Raw genomic sequence first — 18,979 nt, 5'->3', positions numbered from 1 at the left:
CTCAGTCCCATTCAGCTTTATTTCGTAATTGGTTCAACCCATAATTCATATGCTTGTTTTGTTAGAATTGGGGTATTTTTTACAATGCCTCGTGCCAAGCCACTTGACCGAAACTGATTTTGGACAATATCTGACGGAATCATTGACGCCGTAGCTAACACTAGAAAAAGACCCACGTATAATACAAGAACACTTAATACGCCACCTAATAGTCCATTTACCTGTTTCAAAACTGGAATAAATGTTAATCCATGTAAAAAGATAGCTAAAAAACGAACGACTAACCAGCCTGCAAACAGCAATAATAGAAACGCAACCGCTGAATAAAAGGCTTTGTCTAAGTCTAAAGAAATCTCTTGATTAAAAAAGACAAGCTTTGACGTTGGCGTAACCGATGGATATGGAATATACAATTCTAAATGAGAGGCGACCTCTTTGTAATAGGTTCGAGCAACAAAATATGAAATTAAGTAACCTACCGAATAGAGCACTTGTAAAATCAAGCCTCGTTTAGCTCCTGTATAAAATCCAAAGGCTAAAAGTAATAAAATAAGTATTGTTAACATCTTGTCATCCTTTCAGGAACTACTCCGAAACACCTTTATTTTGAATCTGCTGTTTTCGATTTTCATTCAAAATTTGTTGGGCTTCCACATGATTATGAATTTCTACATCTTCTTGTCCATTCTTTTTCAAAACATCTCGTGCTTCTTCTTCGATAATTTCCATTCGGCGCACACGATTCTCTAATTCAGCCAAACGAATGGTTTTCTGTTTTAAATCTGCTACTTGTTTTTCCAATTTTAAAGCATATTCTTGTTTTTTTAGTTGATCTGAAATTGCATTAATTGCTAATAAAACAGAAGCTTGTTCCGTATCAGTTTGCGGAGAAAGATGTTTAATTTCCGCCAGTTGTTCGTTGACAATTTTTGTGACTAAATCCATATGTTGTTTTGACTCTTGGCCAATAATTGTATACGTATGGTCTGCAATGATTGCTTTATATCGTGTTTTTTCATTTGATGCCATGTTGAGGTTCCCTCCTGTAAATCAATCCATTCTTGCTTATTGTACCATGAAAAAAAAAGCGAAGCGCAATTTTCGTACAAATTCTCTCTTATTATATGCCACAAAGCGAAAAATTTAAAGATTTCTTTACAAGAACTCTGGCAATTTAAGAACGAATAGAAATTGTGTAGGAGAAAAAGCGTGGAACAAAAAATCAAAGTGATTTTTGTCCCACGCTCAAAACCTGATAATCAGCTAAAAATGTTTGTTTCAGCTGTACTTTTTAAGGCTTAGTTAGTATCTTTCATCTTTTCTACACGTAAACAACGCATAGCATTTAAAACAGCGATAATAGTTACACCAACATCAGCAAAGACTGCTGCTTGCATTGAAGCCAAGCCTAATGCACCTAGTACCAAAACAATGATTTTAACAGCAATCGCAAAGATAATGTTTTGTTTAACAATTCTCAATGTTTTTCTTGATAATTTAATCGCAGAGGCGATACGACTTGGTTCATCATTCATAATCACCACATCAGCAGCTTCAATTGCCGCGTCACTTCCTAAACCACCCATGGCAATCCCAACATCAGCCCGGGCTAAAACAGGTGCATCATTCATGCCGTCACCAACAAAGGCAACTTTGTTTTTAGGTGAAGATGCTTTTAACAACTCTTCTAAACGATCCACTTTGCCATCTGGTAAAAGTTCTGCATAAACTTTGTCAACACCAACTTCTTTTGCAATAGCTTCTGCAACTTGTTGATTGTCTCCAGTCAGCATAACAGTTTGTTTGACCCCTTCAGCTTTTAATTCTTTTATTGCTGAAATGGCATCTGGTTTCAATTGATCCGCAATCACTAAGTAGCCTGCAAATTGATTATCAATAGCGACAAAAATTAAAGTTCCCGCTTCCTTCACTTCTGGTGCTTCGATACCAAATTGTTTCATTAACTTCGCATTACCGACTAAAACTGTTTTGCCTTCAATTGTGGCTTTGATACCGTGTCCGGCAACCTCTTCAATTGCTGTTGCTGGAACAGTTTCTTTGCCATAGCTTTCTTTAATAGAAATAGCAATAGGATGAGTGGATAATTGTTCTGCTGTTGCTGTTAAACGTAACAACTCTTCTTCAGGTAAAACAACACTAGTTATGTTTTGAACCACAAAATTTCCTTTTGTTAGCGTACCAGTTTTATCAAAAACAATTGTTTCCGTATTCGCTAAAATTTCTAAATAGTTACTTCCTTTAATTAAAACACCTAGTTTGCTGGCTCCGCCAATTCCACCGAAGAAACTTAAAGGAACAGAAATGACTAAGGCACATGGACAAGAAATAACCAAGAACGTTAATGCCCGATAAACCCATTCATTAATAGAAGTATCAGGGAAAATAAATGGTGGAATCACTGCCAATAAGACAGCTAAAACAACGACAACTGGTGTATAGTAACGAGCAAATTTAGAAATAAAGTTTTCTGCAGGGGCTTTTTTACTGCTAGCATTTTCAACTAAATCTAAAATTTTGCTAACTGTTGAATCCCCAAATTTTTTCGTAACATTAATGGTCAAGGCCCCATTTTTATTGATAAAACCACCTAAGATTTCATCGCCGACTTTGACCGTTCTTGGAACGGATTCACCAGTCAACGCAGAGGTATCTACCATACTTGATCCATCAATAATTTGACCATCTAATGGAACTTTTTCACCTGGTTTCACTAATATTTGTTGCCCAATTTCAATTGTATCTGGAGCGACCGCTTTTATTTGTCCATTTACTAAAAGATTTGCTGAATCCGGACGAATATCCATTAATTTGGCAATTGATTTTCTGGATTGATCAACCGCAGCACTTTGGAACCATTCGCCGACTTGGTAGAACAACATTACTGCCACAGCTTCGGGATATTCCCCAATAAAGAATGCCCCGATCGTTGCCACAGACATTAAAAAATTTTCATCAAACACTTCCCCACGAAAAATATTCGTTACCGCTCGTTTGACAATGTCGCCACCAATTAAGACATAAACGACTAAATAAGATGCCAAAGCAACCCAATTATTACTTGGTTTAATGATAATAAGTGCTAAAAATAAAACAAATGCAATAATGATACGAATTAAGCGATTATTATTTGGATTACGTCCTTCTTCTTCTTTGACATCTTTTAAAGAAATAACTTTGACATCTGGTTCTAACTTACCAATCACTGCACGCGCTTCATTTTCGACTTCTAAATCATGTCCTGATTCAACTTCCAGTGTCATTTTTTCAGCCATGAAGTCCACACGCGCTTTTTCTACTCCGTGAATTTTTTGGACAGATTTTTCAATTTTGTCAGCACAACTTGCACAATCAAGTCCTTCTAGTTTATAACTCTTTTGCATTTAAACACCTTCACTCCCTATATAATAGCGATTATTCCGTTTACATGAATAACCTTTCATGAATATATTATAAATGAAGGTGCAATCATATGTCAACCGCTTCACGTAATCTTTTTCTATTTTATAGACATAATGGCATAATTGCTGTAGGTGGAATGGATAACTGAGTAATAACTTTCGGATTGAGTCTATTGCTGCCTTTCCACCAAATTTTGGTTTGTTGGTGTTGAAACCAAGCACTTTGTTCAAAAGGTGCTGACAATGTTTGTAAGTGATGCACTTCGATTTGATTGGTTGCCTGCGGTTCTGTTGTGAAATCATGGGCCCGAATACCAATAGAATGACAAGAAATAGGAACTTCTTGTGTAACCATTAGTGTTTGTTGCCAACCAATCACTTGGACTCTGTGCGCATCTATGCGTTTAACAGGCCAAATATTTTTACAACCAGTGAGTTTAGCTGCTTCAATCGTTTGAGGTTGGTTAAATAATTGATTTGTTGCACCAAAAAGTGTTTTGCTTTTTGTGATTATCACTAAACTCTGACATAACTTATACAGTTCATCTAAACTATGACTCACAATTAAGGCATGTTGATTTAAATTACTTAATCGCTGTTGAAGTTCAATTTGCAGCTCTTCCTTTAAGGGTGCATCTAATGCGGAAAATGGCTCATCTAATAACAGGTAAGCCGGCTGAGCCGCTAGCATTCGCGCAAAAGCCACTCGTTGTCTTTGTCCTCCAGAAAGTTGACTAGGATATTGTTGTTGGACTTTAGTTAAGTGAAAAGACGCAAGCAATTGAGTGACCAATTGTAAATCTTTTGTCACGCACGTGAGATTTTCTACTACCGACAAATGAGGGAACAACGCATACTGCTGAAACAAAAGACCAATTTTTCGTTGTTGCGGCGACAAATTGATCTTTTTTTCAGCATCGAATAAGACTTGATCATTTAAAACAATCTGACCTTTATCCGCAGTCTCAACACCCGCAATACATTTTAATAACATACTCTTGCCACAACCAGAAGCACCTAAAATTCCTGTTGTTTGCGTCTTTGTTTCAAACTGAATTTGCAAAGTATGACTTTTCAATTCTTTTTGAATATCAACAATTAATCTCATTCCGACCTTCTCCAAGCGCGCTGACTAAAAAATTCCGTAAAAAATAAAATAATCAGGCAAAGTAATAACATAATCACAACATATTGATTGGCTAAGCGCCAATCCCCACTTGCTACAGCAGAGTAGATAGCTAAAGGAAGCGTTCTTGTTTTGCCAGCAATATTCCCTGCTAACATTGTCGTCGCTCCAAATTCGCCTAACCCACGGGCAAAGGCTAACACGCCACCGGCCAAGAGACCGTTCATCGACAAAGGTAGCGCAATTTTTCTAAAATATCGACTTTCCGAAAACCCAAGTGTCTGGGCTACCGCCAACAATTCACTATCCATTTGTTCAAACGCCGTTAAGGCTGAACGATACATTAAAGGAAATGAAACAGCAACGGCAGCAATAACCGTAGCTGGCCACGAAAAAACAACTTGAATGGCAAAAAAATCAAGTAAAAACTGGCCCACTGGTTGCTGAACACCAAAAATAGTTAAGAGAAAAAAACCAAAAACAGTCGGCGGTAAAACTAATGGCAACGTAAATAAACTATTCAAAAGAATTTTTAATTTACGATTTTTCAAACGAAAAACAATATACGCAACGCCTGTTCCTAAAACAAAAGTAAATAAAATGGCGATTATTGCTGTCTGAAAAGATAAAAGAATTGGTCGAACATCCATTTTCCCACCTACTTTGTTAACTTAAAGCCAATATTTTCAAAATATTTTCTGCATTGTTGACTCTGTAAAAAATTTAAAAAAGCATCCGCTGATTTTTGTTTCTTAGAGGCGGCAACTTTACCAACTGGATAGATGATTGGCTTTTTCAAAGCAGCTTCAGGCATGGCCGCAACAATCGCTACTTTTGAATTGGTTGCTGCATCTGTCGCATAAACTAAGCCAGCTTCTGCACTTGCATTAGCTACCCATTCAAGGACTTCTGTTACATTCGTGCCAAAGCTTGCGTGTTTTTCTACATAGGACCAAGCACCTAAAGCTTTTAAGCCTTCTTCGGCATATTGACCAGCTGGAACACTCGCAGGATCACCAATTGCTATCATTTGGGCCTTTTTTAAATCAGAAAAATCATGCCACTTTGCTTGATCTTGATTAGGTACGATTAGAACGAGCTGGTTTTCCAATAAAGGAACGACACTTTTCTTATTAATTAGTTTTTCTGCAACCAATGCATTCATTTGTTTTGTCGAAGCCGAGAAAAATACATCGGCTTTTAGGCCTTTTTCAATTTGCATCTGTAATTTTCCAGAACTATCATAGGTTCCAGTTACCTGAATATCTGGATGCTCTTTTTCAAAGGCAGGAATAATTTTCTTCTCCATGACTGATTCTAAGCTAGCTGCTGCCGCAAGGGTTATTTCTTCTTTTTTTGTTGAAACTGTTTCTTTTTGCGGCTGATTTGTACATGCAGCAATTAGGGCAACTAAACTGAATAAACTAAGCAGGAACACAGCCTTTTTTTGTTTAGACATTTGAACGCCTCTTTTCTTTTATAAATACCCGCCATAACTCAAGTCAATAATTTCAGATTTTTTTATCACTTCTTTGGCCATTAATCTTGGTAACAACAAATCAAAAACCGTTTTTTCTGAAAATAAAACACCGCCTGGTAAGCCAATGATCGTTTGCTCTCCTTTATAAGCTAGCAAAAACATTGAACCTGGTAAGACTGGTGTCCCATGGGTTACGATTTCAGCACCTGTCTGCTTAATTGCTAACGGTGTCAAATCATCAGGATCTACACTCATACCACCTGTACAAACAATCAGATCAAACCCTTGTGCTAACATCTTTTTGATCGCAACAGTAATTTTTTGCGGCTGATCATCGACAATTTCTTGCTTGACAATCGTAACTAAAGGATACGCGGAGAACTTGGCTTTTAACACAGGGTAAAAAGCATCCTCAACCAATCCTGTGTAAACTTCACTGCCAGTAGTTACAATCCCGACCCGTATTTTTTTGAAAGGTTTCACAGAGATTAGTGGCTCAGACGTGCTGAGCTGGCGTGCCTTTTCTAATTGGCTTTTAGAAATCGTTAGTGGAATCACTCGAAAGGCTGCAACTTTTTCATCTTTCTGAACTTCTATATTGGTAATTTTAGTTGACAAGGCAAGACCTTCAATTTCATTTAAAGCAATTAATTTTTCTCGATTGACTTTTAAAAGACCTCTCGTGCTAGCTTTAGCAACAATTTTTCCTTCATGGACTTCACTCGGCTGACATGAGTCATCTGTTAACAGGTTATACAAAAATGTCGCTGCCTCTTCTTCATGTATTTCTGCTGGATCCAAGGAAACAAACAGATGTTTTTTCCCTAATGATAAAAGAATTGGAATATCTTCTTGAACAACTATATGTCCTTTTTTAAAACACACTTCCTTGGTCTTTCCATAGTCAATTCGCGTAATATCATGACTCAACGGAAGGCCAACTGCCTGTTCTGTTCGAATTGTTTTCATGGTTTATTCCTCATCATGTATGATTTTTTTATTTGTGATTAAATCCAAAGCGTGGGGCAAAACAGGCAACAAAAAATGCAAATGTTCTGTTACACTTTTCGGGCTACCAGGCAAATTAACAATGAGCGTGCGTCCTCTTTGAACAGAAACGCCTCGACTTAACATAGCAAATGGTGTTTTTTCCAAGCTAAGTTGACGCAAGCCCTCACTGATCCCAGGAATGATTCGCTCTGCTACACGTAAGGTAGCTTCTGGGGTCCGATCCCGTTCACTCAACCCTGTGCCGCCTGTCGTTAAAATCAAATCACAGGTCTTAGACCACTCTTGCAATAGCTCTACTAATTGATTTTCTTCATCTGGTAAAATGGTTTGTTTGGTTACCTGGTAGAGCGCAGGTAACTGTTCACGAATCAAGGGACCCGATTGGTCGACAGCAAGTCCTTGAAAGCAACGATCACTTAATGTTACAATGCCCACTTTAAACAACGTCTAACTGGTCTCCTTTTTTAATATGACCTTCTGTCACAACAACTGCAAAGATTCCTTCTCTAGGCATGATGCAATCGCCCACTCGCGCATAAATCTGACAGTGTTTATGGCACTCTTTCCCAATTTGAGTAACCACCAATTCGGAATCGCCTATTTTCAATTTCGTTCCAACAGGTAATTGACGTAAATCAATCCCTGAGACGATTATGTTTTCCCCGAAAGCACCATTGCCAACCCGAGCTCCTTTTTCATTGAAAGCCGTTATTTCTTCAAAAGATAACAAACTGACTTGTCGATGCCAATTACCGCCGTGCGCATCATTTTCTAATCCAAAGCCTTTAATTAAGTTGACTTCAGGAATTTCCTTTTTCTGTGTGCCTCTTCGTGGGCTAATATTTATTGCAATAATTTCTCCTGTTTTCATACTTACCCTCCTATTTGTGACATAAATCGTTGTTCTCCTTGTTGTTCCAAGAAAAGATGTTTTTCAGGCTTACAGGCAATGCCACTCTTGATAATCCCTAACAATTCTGCTGTTTGTTCCTTAGCTAAAGCTTCCTTTAACGAGTAGCCGTCTGCAGAATGCAGGCACGTTTTTAAATGGCCGTCTGCAGTAATTCGGATTCGATTGCACGTCTCGCAAAAACAATGCCCTAATGCACTAATAAAACCTATTTTCCCTTTAAAATCTTTTAAGGCGTAATAACTAGCAGGGCCATTGCCCAATGGTTTTTGGTATGGTTGCAACATTCCATAATGTTTGGTTAAAATGGCTTCTACTTCTTCTTGCTGCTTACCCGGATGCTCCTTTCCTAATCCAATTGGCATCATTTCAATGAAACGAAGATGGACAGTCTCTTTCTTAGCGATTTCAGCCAGTTCTACAATTGTTGCTTCACTTAGCTCTTTCCTAGCTACAGTATTAATTTTGATATTAGGTAGTCCCGCATCAATCGCTTGTTCTAAGCCCGCCAGAACATTCCTTAACTGACCAACTCTTGTTATTTCTCGAAATTCTTCTGGATCCAAAGTGTCTAAGCTAATATTAACGCCGTCCAAGCCCGCCTCTTTTAATCCTTGAGCCTCACGAGCTAACTTCATGCCATTAGTCGTTAGGGTTACTTTTTCGATGCCTGAGATTTGCTTTATCCTTTTAATTAAAGAGAGTAAATTTGGTCTAACAAGCGGTTCACCACCTGTTAATTTAACTTTTTTGATGCCTTCTTTCGCTAATATCCTCAATAAAAAAATAATCTCATCATCTGTTAGAAGCTGCTCTTTTTTTAAAAAGCAAAGACCTGTTGCTGGCATGCAATACGTGCAACGTAAGTCACAACGATCTGTTAAAGACAAACGAACATAATCAATTTCACGGTTAAATGCATCTTTCATGCTGTTCACTCATCACTTTCCTTTGACTTAATTGAAGAACGAATGAAATGACCACTGCGTCCACCATTTTTCTCTAATAAACCAATGTTTGTCATTGTCATTCCTCGATCAATTGCTTTACACATGTCATAAATTGTTAAGAGTGCTGCCTGCACACCTGTTAGCGCTTCCATTTCAACGCCAGTTGAACCCACTGTTTTTGTAAAGCAACGTACTTCTAAACAAGTTTGATTGCGCCAATTAAACTGAATTTCACACTTTGTCAAAGCAACCAAATGACACAAAGGAATCCATTCAAACGTTCGTTTTGCGGCGGTAATCCCAGCGACTCTTGCTACCTGTAATACTTCACCTTTTTTAATCATTTGGGTCTGGATCGCTTCTGCTGTCGCTTCCAACATGTGAATTTCTCCATAAGCGAGGGCTGTTCTTTCAGTGTCATTTTTTTCCGAAATATCAACCATGTGCACTTCTCCTTGTGTATTCAAGTGCGTAAATTCCTTACTTTGAACCATTTCTCCACCTCACATTTGACATTTGTTAACGTTTACACAATACTTCTTTTTCAAGTGTATCACTCTTGCATCAAAAAAACAATCTGGCATCCACAATTTTTTTTAGCGAGAAATCGAAGTAAAAAAACGTTAAGCGACAAAAATTACGTGCTTCGCTTAGCCTGACCAGAGTTTTGTCTAAGTCTTAAAACTTGATAAGCAATAAGAGGTCGGGACAGAAGTGCTTAACTCCGAGAAATAAGAAGTAATTTCCGAAAATTGTTCTTTAATTTTTGGAGAATTTCGGCTTATTTCCGAAGGAGTTGCTTCTGTTCCCGCCGTTTATCAATTTTTAAGCCTGGAACAAAAATCCAAAGTGATTTTTGTTCCAGGCTCTTACTTTCATACTAATCTTAGGTCAGGTTGTCATCAAGTTTGCCAATAATAGACTTTTACAAGCGCGCCTTTTTTGAGTAGTACACCAGCTGGTTGTTCTAGCAGGCAATTTGTTTCTAAAGTATTTGATAAATTGGATGAAAGATGACTTTTTGTCACTAAATTTACTGTGCCATCTATTTCTTTCGCTCGGTAAAATCGACGTAGTCTACTGGGGGCTAATTCATGCGCTAAAATTACTGTTCGTTCCTTTAGATTTAACTCGACACAATTAAAAAAAGTAGCTAATAATGTCCAGTAAAAAAGATGTAAATTAACCATTGCCGCAAACGGATTGCCTGAAACGCTTAAAATGAGTGTTTCTTGAAATTGACTTCCCATAACTGGGGTTCCAGGTTTCATATTTACAAAATGAAACAACTCTGTTCCTCCGATACGTTTAATCGCTAAAGGTAAATTGTCCTTTTCACCTACCGAAACACCACCACAAGTAATTAATAAATCAAGTTTTGGTGAAATCTCAATCAGCCTCTTCGCTAATTCTTCAGGGTCATCTGAACAATGGTCTAGGTGGATTACTTCATTGCCACTCGCTTTGACAAAAGCTGCTAACATGTAGAGATTACTATTATAAATTTTCCCAACTGACAGCGGTTCTTCCAAAGAAACTAACTCACTACCCGTTGCTAAAATCCCCACCTTCATGCGCTTCAATACAACAACTTTATCAATCCCTTGCATTGCCAACAGACCAATCATGCGACTATTAATCTGTTGATGTTTTGCTAAAATTTTTTGCTGAAAAGCAATATCTTCTCCAATTTCCGCATAGTTTTGGCCCGCAGTGACAGAGCGAAAAATTTTAACATGGTCCTGCCCAAAATCCGTCCATTCTTGTGGCACTACAGCATCAAAATCGGTTGGAATAAAAGCACCTGTCGTTATTTTAATCGCACAGTTATTCGTCTGATTACAATAAAACATGGAATCCCCTGCCACTAAAGAACCAACGACTTTTAAACAACTTGGGCTTTCAGCAGTCGCACCTCGTGTTTCTACTGCACGAACGGCATACCCATCCATCCCGGCACGAGGAAAATGAGGAATCGCTGTCTCTGCAAAAATGGTTTCTCCGCTAATCCGCCCCAAGGAATCAAGCAGCGCCACTTCTTCTGTTTCACATTGACTCTTCATATGTTGGGTCATTTTCTCTCGTGCTTCTTCCAACTCGATCATGTTTTAACCATCCTTTTTTATTTATTCACTGGTTTAATCGCAACGGCACAAACTTTATATTCAGGAATTGTGGCGATATCATCAAATACAGCATTAGTGATTTCGTTAACATTCCCATCTGGAAAGTGGAATGTCATAAAGACTTCTTGCGGAAATACTCGATTTCCGACAGCCGCATAAGTTTCAATTTTGCCACGTCGAGAATGAACTTCCACTTTGTCACCTTCTTGGATTCCCAGAGCTTGTGCATCGACGGCATTTATCTCAATATAAGAGTGATTCGCTATTTGGTTAATCCCTTCCGTTCGTCCTGTCATTGCTCGGGTATTGTAATGGTAAAGCATTCGGCCTGTCGACATTAAATACGGGTACTCTTCATCTGGTAATTCTTGTGCTTGCTTATACGGAATTGCTTTAAATAAACCTTTCCCACGAGCAAAACTGCCCACATGCATAATCGGCGTGCCTGGATCTGTCAAGCTACGACAAGGCCATTGTAAGCTCTCCTTCTCTAAACGTTCATAATTAATTCCACCAAACGAAGGCGTCACAGCTGAAATTTCTTCCATAATTTCTTTTGCAGATTCATACGCACAAGGATAGCCCATCCGTGTCATGACTTCACAAAAAATTTCATAGTCTTCTCGCGCTTGTCCCCTTGGTTCAACAGCTTTGCGGACTCTTTGCACGCGCCGTTCTGTATTTGTAAATGTCCCATCTTTTTCTGCATAACTGATGCCAGGTAAAACAACATCTGCATAAGCAGCCGTTTCGGTCATAAATAATTCTTGAACGACTAAAAAGTCTAAACTTTCTAAAGCTTGACGAACATGTCCTGTGTCTGGATCCGTAACAATTGGATCTTCTCCAAAAATATAAAGGCCTTTGACGTTTCCTGCCGTTGCTGCTGGCAAGACTTTAGTAGAAGTTAAACCGGTGTTTCGATTTAGCGGCACATGCCAAGCTTTTTCAAATTTGTCGATTACTTCTGGATTATTGACTTTTTGATAGCCTGGGAAATCATAAGGCATACAGCCCATATCACAGGCACCTTGAACATTATTTTGACCTCGCAAAGGATTGACACCACAGCCAGGTTTTCCAACTTTACCAACCAACATTGCCAAATTAGACATACTCATAACACCCTCAGTTCCTGTCGAATGTTCCGTTACGCCTAAACAATAAATGATTGGTGCTTTCTCTGCTTTTGCATACATGCGTGCTGCTTGAATTAGATCTTCTGGATGAATATGACAAATTTCTGCGACTTTTTCCGGCGTATAATCAGCCACCATTTTTTCTAAATCTGAAAATCCTTCTGTCCGTTCTTCAATAAAGTGGCGATCTGCTAAACCTTCTTTCAAAATCACATGCATCATGCCATTAGCAAATGCGACATTCGTTCCCGCCTGAACTCGTAAATGCAGTGCACTATCCTTCACTAAGTTAATTTTCCGCGGATCAACAACAACAACTTGTGTTCCTCTTTGGATGGCTTGGCGAATTTGCGCACCAATAACTGGATGAGCTTCTTCTGGATTGGAACCTACTAATAAAATCATGTCGACATCTTCAGTGATATCAGCAATAGGATTAGTCATCGCACCAGAGCCTAAGGTTTGGGCTAAACCATGGACCGAAGCCGAATGACAAACACGGGCACAGTTATCAACGTTATTGGTACCAAAAGCAGCACGCACCATTTTTTGAAAGACATAATTATCTTCATTTGTCGCTCTAGAGCACGAAAAACCGGCAAGAGCATCCGCGCCGTTTTCTGCTTTAATTTCGTTAAATTTTGACGAAACAAGCGCTAAGGCTTCTTTCCAAGAAGCAGGTTCAAAAATCCCATTCCGTTTAATTAATGGCTCCGTTAAGCGATCTCCTGACCCAACAAATTTATATGAAGCAAATTTTCCTTTCACACAAAGTAAATTTTTATTAGCTGGTCCATCCAGGGGTTCAACACCCACCAAACGATTATTTTTAACGAGTAAATTCATCTGACAGCCTGTCCCACAATGCGGACAAGTTGTAGGGATTTTCTGGGTTTCCCATTTGCGGTACTCTTTCGTATCTTTTGCTGTTAACGCACCTGTAGGACAGGAAGAGACACAATTGCCACATGATTCACAGATAGATTGATCAAACGGCTGCCCATAACTTGGCATCATTTTTGTTTCAAAGCCACGATTAGCAATACTAAGTACATCTCTTCCCTGCCGCAATTGACAGACACGGGCACAACGACGACACATGATACACTTTTCTGGATCATAAGAGAAAAATGGATTACTGGTATCTTCTTGGTGGCAAGGCATTCTTTTCCCCTCGGTAAAGCTAGTGGCATCAATCCCATAATCTAGCGCATACTGTTGTAATTGACAATCCCCGTTTTTTCCACAAGAAAAACATTCTAATTTATGATTACTCAATAATAAATCAAGAATAAAACGTCTGGAATCAGCAACTTTTTCAGAATGCGTTGACACAACCATGTCCTCTTGACAATGTGCCGTACAAGCAGTTGTTAAGCCACCACGTCGGCCGCCTTCCACCTCAACCACGCACATCCGACAAGAACCATCAGGCGCTAATTCTTTTAAATGACAGAGCGTTGGGATTTCAACACCTAGCCCTTTCGCTGCTTCGAGAATGGTAGTCCCTTTAGGCACAGTTACTTCTTGGTTATCAATAGACAACGTAACTGTTTGCGTATGCAACTTTGTTTTCATTTTTACCAACCTCCTTTGCTGGTGGCATAGATTTCTGTTTCAGCAGTCGTTTCAAATTCTTCTGGAAACAAAGCCAATGCACTCTTCATTGAAGTTGCGACGGATTGGCCCAAACCACAAGCTGATAATCGCGTGACATGCGTGAGCATCTTTTCCAATCGTGGCAAATCACTAGCTGTTGCCTCTTTCCGATTGAATTTACTCAATAATTCCAAAATCCTAGTTGTTCCCAATCGACAAGGGGTGCATTTACCACAGGACTCATGAGCAAAAAAGGCCGCCACGTGTACTAAATAGTCCACAACATTGACTGAATCATCCATTACTACAATTGCACCAGAGCCGACAGATAAGTCATGGGCCCATAAATCTTCGTAGGAATACAAACAATCCCTTAACGTTGCGACAGCACCAATTGGACCGGATTGTCCACCGAAGTGAATAAATTTCAATGCTCGACCAGTTGCAGAGCCTCCGCCGTATTGCTCGCCATAAATTATTTCTTCTAATGGTGTTCCAAGGTTGACCTCGTATAAGCCCCGATTTTTAATATGTCCAGACAAACAAATTAGCTTTGTTCCGCCGCCATCGGCAGTACCCATCTCTAAAAAGGCTTGTCCACCTTCTCGTAAAATTACAGGAACACTTGCAAATGATTCAACATTATTCACTAATGTTGGTTGCAAATATAAGCCAACATCTGCTAAGTGTGGTGGTTTGACACGCGGCCGCCCCGTTTTTCCTTCAATTGAATTTAAAAGTGCTGAATTTTCTCCACAAATATAGGCGCCAGCACCAGAAATAATCGTAATATCATAATTAAATCCTTCAATTCCTAAAATGTTTTCCCCTAAAAAGCCAGCTTGTCGTGCATTATCGAGTGCTTCTTGAAATGTTTTTTGGATTCTGCGATATTCTCCTCGCATATAAATATAACCTGCTTTTGCTGAAAATAAATAGCCAGCAATGATCATTCCTTCAATCACACTCAATGGATCTTCAGATAAAAGTACTTTATCCTTAAAGGTCCCTGGTTCGCCTTCATCAGCATTACAAACAATGTACTTTGTGGTTCCTTTTGCATGATAAAGATGGCGCCATTTTTTTCCTAAAGGATAGGCTGCTCCACCGCGACCTCTTAAGTGCGCAATATCCAGTTCGTTTAAAATTTCTTCATCCGATAGTGAAATTGCTCTTTTTAAACCATCAAATCCATCGTATTTACAATATTCAGCAACATCGGTCGCAGATTGCATTTTCCCCATTCTCTCTAATAACATTGGTTGGTTTCTCTTAAGCATTGACTCACCTCCTACAATCCTTCATAGCAATCATTTTGCAAATGTTGAATTAATTGATAAATTTTCTCTTCTGTTAGTTGGCTAAAAACGGTGTCCTTAATTTTAATTACTGGACCTAAATCACAAGCCCCAATACAAGGAATACTGTGATACATAAATAAGCCATCTGGGGTCGGCTGATTCTCTGGCACTTCTAAAATGGTTTCTAAAACCTCTGCAACCATCGCTCCACCAGTATAATGACACGGCGTACTGTTACAAATCTTCAAGACATACTTCGCTTGCGGTTCCGTCTTTAAAATGGCATAGAAACTGACGATTTCATAGACTCGCGCTTCCGTTAAATGTAGATGCTCTGCAACTAATTGAGCTGTTTCCTGATCGATATACCCTTCCTCTGAAGCAAATTGTAATTCAATTAAAATATTTAAAATTCGTTGTGGATCAGCATCGTTTTCTAGAATAATCGCTTCTTTTTCAATTAAGCTTAATGCACACATTCCTTTTTATTCCCCCTTTTTAGTGAAACTTGAAGTTGTTCTCCTTGATAATAGATACGCAATTCTTTTGGTATTTCAGCAGATAGTAAACAAAAATCGGCTTTATCTATGACTTTTTTTGCTGATTCTTTTTGGCGATTCTGGTTATTCATCATAAGAAATAGTCCTGGCTGCACAACATTACGTAATGAATTTGATTCACAAATGATTAATGCTTGGGCCGGCACAGCTTTCAGAAATTGCTGAATGGCTTCCGCCAAATTTTCTTGAAAAACTTTCAATAGAAAAACTTTTTGACAACCTGCAGCTAATAATTTCATGGTATCTTTATTGCCAATCGTCTCTTGCTCTTCTACTAATTCATAACCAGCTGTAATACTGGTACAAATTCCGCATCCTTTTGTGCCTCGTTGACACACCCCTCGTTGACCACTAATCGTAATAATCTTCAAGCCATAAATTGGATAGACTTCTTGGTACTGTTTAATAAGGGCTTCGGCTAATGTCGTTTTGCCACTATTCCGACCGGTAGATCCAATTTGAATCATGTTTGGTACCTCAATTGCCATAGAGCTCCTCCGTCTGAATCGTTTTCTCAACTCTTGGTTTGACAGTTGCTGGTTTTGTCATAAAGATCAATGGTACGGCCATAAAAAGACTGCCCCCTACCGCATTGCCTAAAAATACCCATAGTGTATTTTGCAAATAATCCCACCAACTGATTGTGGTGCTTTGTGAAAAAATTGCCGCTGGAATAATAAATGCATTGGCGACCACGTGTTGAAACCCACAAACAACGAAAACCATGACAGGAAACCATAAGCCAAACATTTTACCTAAATATGATTTTGCCAACGCTCCGAGATAAACCGCTAAACAAACAAAAATATTACAGCCAATCCCTGAAACAAAAGCAACTAGCGGTGGATCAGCAATTTTCGCCTGAGCAACTGCGACTGTTTTATCCAGAAACGCACCTTCAGTTAACCCAACAATATGGCCAAATAAATATGCCACAAGAAATCCGCCTAGACAATTGGTCAATAAAACAACTATCCAGTTATAACAAAGAGCGCCCACTCGAACCTTTTTTTGTAATACGCCTAATGTCATTACCATCATATTGCCTGTTGCTAACTCACCACCAATAAAAGTAAGCGCTATCAATCCAACTGGAAATAAAGCTCCACCCAGAAAGTTGTTAAAACTTCCCCATTCTGTGGGGGCAGTTCCAGTGATACGAATAAACGCCAAGTAACCCAGTGCAATACAAAAACCAGCCATGATGCCTAAAATACAGAGCCGAACAAACGATAATTTCCCTTTCATTTCTGCCTTATCACCTAAGCTTGCAACTATTTCTTCACTACTGAAAAAATCCATTACGATTCCTCCTTTTTATCGATACCACTGAGACAATTCTTCTTTTCGATTGACATTTTTAAGTTGATTCTCTTTTGATAGTTGCACCGTTTTTACAGATAGATGCTCAAATTCTTGCCGAATCTGATAGTTATTTTGCGCAAGCTGTTTTTGAAATGTTGGTAAACAAGAACATCGATAAAAGCCAAATAATGGTTCTTGACGACCTTCAAAATCAAAGATTGTTACTTGATTTTGTCCACGCTTAGAGGCTAACTGATACACAAGTTTAGGAGAAAAAGTTGGTATATCACAGGCAATTACAAACACTTCAGCTTTCTGAGTATAGTTCATTGCTGTCACAATCCCACCTAATGGCCCCTTTCCAAGATACATATCTTGAATGATTGTGCATTTTCTAAACGCCTTAGGAAATTTTTGACTATCATTCGTTACTAAAATAACCTCTTCGAACAGTTCCATTAACTTTTCAGCTGTTTGCAAGATCACGTATTGGCCTTGAATTTTCAATAATGCTTTATCAAATCCCATCCGTGAACTTTTCCCGCCGCATAACAGCACTGCTGTACAATCAGCAATAATTTTCGCCACTCCTTTACCATAATTTTTATTAGTTCAAAAAAATATTTTTTAGTCATGTATTAAGTCTATTATAAGACATCCCTCGTACAAGTCAATTCCTTTTAAAAAAAAGAACGAGAAAAAGAGTCTCTCTTTTTCTCGTTCTACCTTATTCATCTGTTTGACGTTTTATTTCTTCAATCTCAATGCGTAATGATTTTCGTTTCTCAATGGCGACATAAACCAAGCCAATCAAAAAGGGTAACACAAAGCTACCAAATCGATACAGTAAAACAGATGCTACAGCATCAACATTGCCGACCAATGGTTTAAACAACAATAAGTAAACAAATTCAAATGGACCAATGCCAGCAGGTGTCGGAATAACTCCTGAAAGAATAACAGCAAAACTGGTAAAGGACATCACTAATAATAAATCAATATTCGGGTGATTTTCTACTAAAACAATGTAAGGAATAATGTACCAAAATAATAATTTAAATACATTCCATGAAAAGATTCGAAGCAACGCTGAGCGATCTTGTGTAATTGTTTGGACAGCCGCCCGCAAGGAATAGATTTGTAAATTACAATTATCCACCCAATCTCTTAGTTTTGGTCGTTTAAACCAACGATTGGCAAACTTAACCAATAAAACTTGCAACTTTAAGCTACTAGATAAAATAAGTAATGCTGCAATTATTACTAATGTTAAAATAACACCTGCTAAAATGAATGGAATCATCTTAGGCGCATTTTCATAAAACAGGGAAAATTGAATAATCAAACCAATAATTGCTAAAAAAATCACGGCTGCTTTGTACATAATCATATGTAATGCCGTTATCCCCACACTTTTAGAAACAGGAATTCCCTTTTTCTTATAAAAATAAATTTCTGAAAGCAAGGTTCCCGTGCCAAATGAAATAATCCGATAAAATGCTACATAACAAGAAGTAAAAAAACCATCCACTGTCGTAAAGTCTTTGTTAAAATAACGAGCTATTTCCTTGATTGAGCGCCCTTCTGCAAATTGATAAACTACACCAAAAAAAATAACAGCAATCAGCACCAGCCAACTTGTTTCCATCAGTTGAGCAAAAATATCACTTAATGAATTATCCATGACATAAAAGATTACGCCTAAAACGATAATCATTAACAACATATTTAAGCCAATTTTTACTTTTCCTTTCATCGCTTCTCCTTTTTTGTTCTTACTTAAACGTTAGATAGATGCAACTAATCATCGCGATTACGCCAATTGAATAACACAATGCAAAAACTGGTTTTTGGGTTTTATGATGAAATTTCTTTTGTCCCATTAGCCCACCTAAACCGCCACCGACAAGTCCTATCGTCAATAAGCGGCGTTCTGGAATACGCCAGTTCCCACGTTTTGCTTGTTTTTTATCATAACCCATCATACTAAACAATACTAAATTAATGACGAGGAGATAAATGATTACTATCCACTGAAGCATTCTTTCTGGCC

Annotated in this window: 20 protein-coding genes; all 20 read right to left on the bottom strand. The window is 38.4% G+C overall.

Annotation, left to right across the window (positions count from 1 at the left end; translation table 11 throughout):
• Positions 1-17 precede the first annotated feature (17 nt).
• Positions 18-566 (bottom strand): CvpA family protein, encoded by a 549-nt coding sequence (locus tag IGJ52_RS06235; RefSeq protein ID WP_002357705.1) that lies wholly within the window; start codon positions 564-566, stop codon positions 18-20.
• A 19-nt stretch (positions 567-585) separates the two neighbouring features.
• The gene (gene zapA / locus IGJ52_RS06230) at positions 586-1,029 is read right to left on the bottom strand and encodes a cell division protein ZapA (RefSeq protein WP_002357706.1); all 444 of its coding nucleotides are present in this window, start codon (positions 1,027-1,029) and stop codon (positions 586-588) included.
• Between the two features lie 269 nt (positions 1,030-1,298).
• On the bottom strand, positions 1,299-3,401 hold the full coding sequence (locus tag IGJ52_RS06225; protein WP_033600561.1) for a heavy metal translocating P-type ATPase: 2,103 nt from the start codon (positions 3,399-3,401) through the stop codon (positions 1,299-1,301).
• A 121-nt stretch (positions 3,402-3,522) separates the two neighbouring features.
• A complete protein-coding gene (locus IGJ52_RS06220) occupies positions 3,523-4,527 on the bottom strand; it encodes an ATP-binding cassette domain-containing protein (protein WP_002419761.1) in 1,005 nt (334 codons plus the stop codon).
• Complete coding sequence (modB, locus tag IGJ52_RS06215; protein ID WP_002357709.1) at positions 4,524-5,195, bottom strand: molybdate ABC transporter permease subunit; 672 nt, start codon at positions 5,193-5,195, stop codon at positions 4,524-4,526. The genes IGJ52_RS06220 and modB overlap by 4 nt, the downstream gene beginning before the upstream one ends.
• 8 nt (positions 5,196-5,203) lie before the next feature.
• Positions 5,204-6,004 carry a molybdate ABC transporter substrate-binding protein gene (gene modA, locus IGJ52_RS06210; RefSeq protein ID WP_002360416.1) on the bottom strand — a complete coding sequence of 267 codons (801 nt, stop codon included), beginning with the start codon at positions 6,002-6,004 and terminating at the stop codon, positions 5,204-5,206.
• An 18-nt stretch (positions 6,005-6,022) separates the two neighbouring features.
• The gene (locus IGJ52_RS06205) at positions 6,023-6,994 is read right to left on the bottom strand and encodes a molybdopterin-binding protein (RefSeq protein ID WP_219259491.1); all 972 of its coding nucleotides are present in this window, start codon (positions 6,992-6,994) and stop codon (positions 6,023-6,025) included.
• A gap of 3 nt (positions 6,995-6,997) precedes the next feature.
• Positions 6,998-7,480 carry a MogA/MoaB family molybdenum cofactor biosynthesis protein gene (locus tag IGJ52_RS06200; RefSeq protein ID WP_002361756.1) on the bottom strand — a complete coding sequence of 161 codons (483 nt, stop codon included), beginning with the start codon at positions 7,478-7,480 and terminating at the stop codon, positions 6,998-7,000.
• Complete coding sequence (locus tag IGJ52_RS06195; protein ID WP_002410706.1) at positions 7,473-7,907, bottom strand: MOSC domain-containing protein; 435 nt, start codon at positions 7,905-7,907, stop codon at positions 7,473-7,475. Before IGJ52_RS06195 ends, IGJ52_RS06200 begins: the two co-directional genes overlap by 8 nt.
• Positions 7,908-7,909: 2 nt before the next feature.
• Positions 7,910-8,884 (bottom strand): GTP 3',8-cyclase MoaA, encoded by a 975-nt coding sequence (moaA, locus tag IGJ52_RS06190; RefSeq protein WP_080113401.1) that lies wholly within the window; start codon positions 8,882-8,884, stop codon positions 7,910-7,912.
• On the bottom strand, positions 8,881-9,390 hold the full coding sequence (gene moaC, locus IGJ52_RS06185) for a cyclic pyranopterin monophosphate synthase MoaC (protein ID WP_002397254.1): 510 nt from the start codon (positions 9,388-9,390) through the stop codon (positions 8,881-8,883). Before moaC ends, moaA begins: the two co-directional genes overlap by 4 nt.
• A 408-nt stretch (positions 9,391-9,798) precedes the next feature.
• Positions 9,799-11,001 (bottom strand): molybdopterin molybdotransferase MoeA, encoded by a 1,203-nt coding sequence (locus IGJ52_RS06180; RefSeq protein WP_002384572.1) that lies wholly within the window; start codon positions 10,999-11,001, stop codon positions 9,799-9,801.
• 17 nt (positions 11,002-11,018) lie between these two features.
• On the bottom strand, positions 11,019-13,739 hold the full coding sequence (fdhF, locus tag IGJ52_RS06175) for a formate dehydrogenase subunit alpha (protein WP_271852802.1): 2,721 nt from the start codon (positions 13,737-13,739) through the stop codon (positions 11,019-11,021).
• A gap of 2 nt (positions 13,740-13,741) precedes the next feature.
• The gene (locus IGJ52_RS06170) at positions 13,742-15,040 is read right to left on the bottom strand and encodes a complex I 51 kDa subunit family protein (RefSeq protein ID WP_002419765.1); all 1,299 of its coding nucleotides are present in this window, start codon (positions 15,038-15,040) and stop codon (positions 13,742-13,744) included.
• An 11-nt stretch (positions 15,041-15,051) separates the two neighbouring features.
• Positions 15,052-15,540, bottom strand: coding sequence for an NADH-quinone oxidoreductase subunit NuoE family protein (locus IGJ52_RS06165; protein WP_002357722.1), 489 nt, complete (start codon positions 15,538-15,540; stop codon positions 15,052-15,054).
• On the bottom strand, positions 15,528-16,109 hold the full coding sequence (locus IGJ52_RS06160; protein WP_002363879.1) for a hypothetical protein: 582 nt from the start codon (positions 16,107-16,109) through the stop codon (positions 15,528-15,530). Before IGJ52_RS06160 ends, IGJ52_RS06165 begins: the two co-directional genes overlap by 13 nt.
• Positions 16,099-16,923: a formate/nitrite transporter family protein gene (locus IGJ52_RS06155; RefSeq protein WP_010816487.1), complete on the bottom strand. Its 825-nt coding sequence runs from the start codon at positions 16,921-16,923 to the stop codon at positions 16,099-16,101. The genes IGJ52_RS06160 and IGJ52_RS06155 overlap by 11 nt, the downstream gene beginning before the upstream one ends.
• A 15-nt stretch (positions 16,924-16,938) precedes the next feature.
• The gene (gene mobA, locus IGJ52_RS06150; protein WP_002361748.1) at positions 16,939-17,514 is read right to left on the bottom strand and encodes a molybdenum cofactor guanylyltransferase; all 576 of its coding nucleotides are present in this window, start codon (positions 17,512-17,514) and stop codon (positions 16,939-16,941) included.
• 139 nt (positions 17,515-17,653) lie between these two features.
• A complete protein-coding gene (locus IGJ52_RS06145) occupies positions 17,654-18,682 on the bottom strand; it encodes a lysylphosphatidylglycerol synthase transmembrane domain-containing protein (RefSeq protein WP_002360426.1) in 1,029 nt (342 codons plus the stop codon).
• A 19-nt stretch (positions 18,683-18,701) separates the two neighbouring features.
• Positions 18,702-18,968: a DUF1294 domain-containing protein gene (locus IGJ52_RS06140; RefSeq protein WP_002384578.1), complete on the bottom strand. Its 267-nt coding sequence runs from the start codon at positions 18,966-18,968 to the stop codon at positions 18,702-18,704.
• Between the last annotated feature and the right edge of the window lie 11 nt (positions 18,969-18,979).

Source organism: Enterococcus sp. DIV1758 (assembly GCF_051711985.1).
Taxonomy (GTDB): domain Bacteria; phylum Bacillota; class Bacilli; order Lactobacillales; family Enterococcaceae; genus Enterococcus; species Enterococcus faecalis.
The sequence above is the reverse complement of the archived record's forward strand: the minus strand, read 5'-3'. Positions and strand labels throughout refer to the sequence as shown.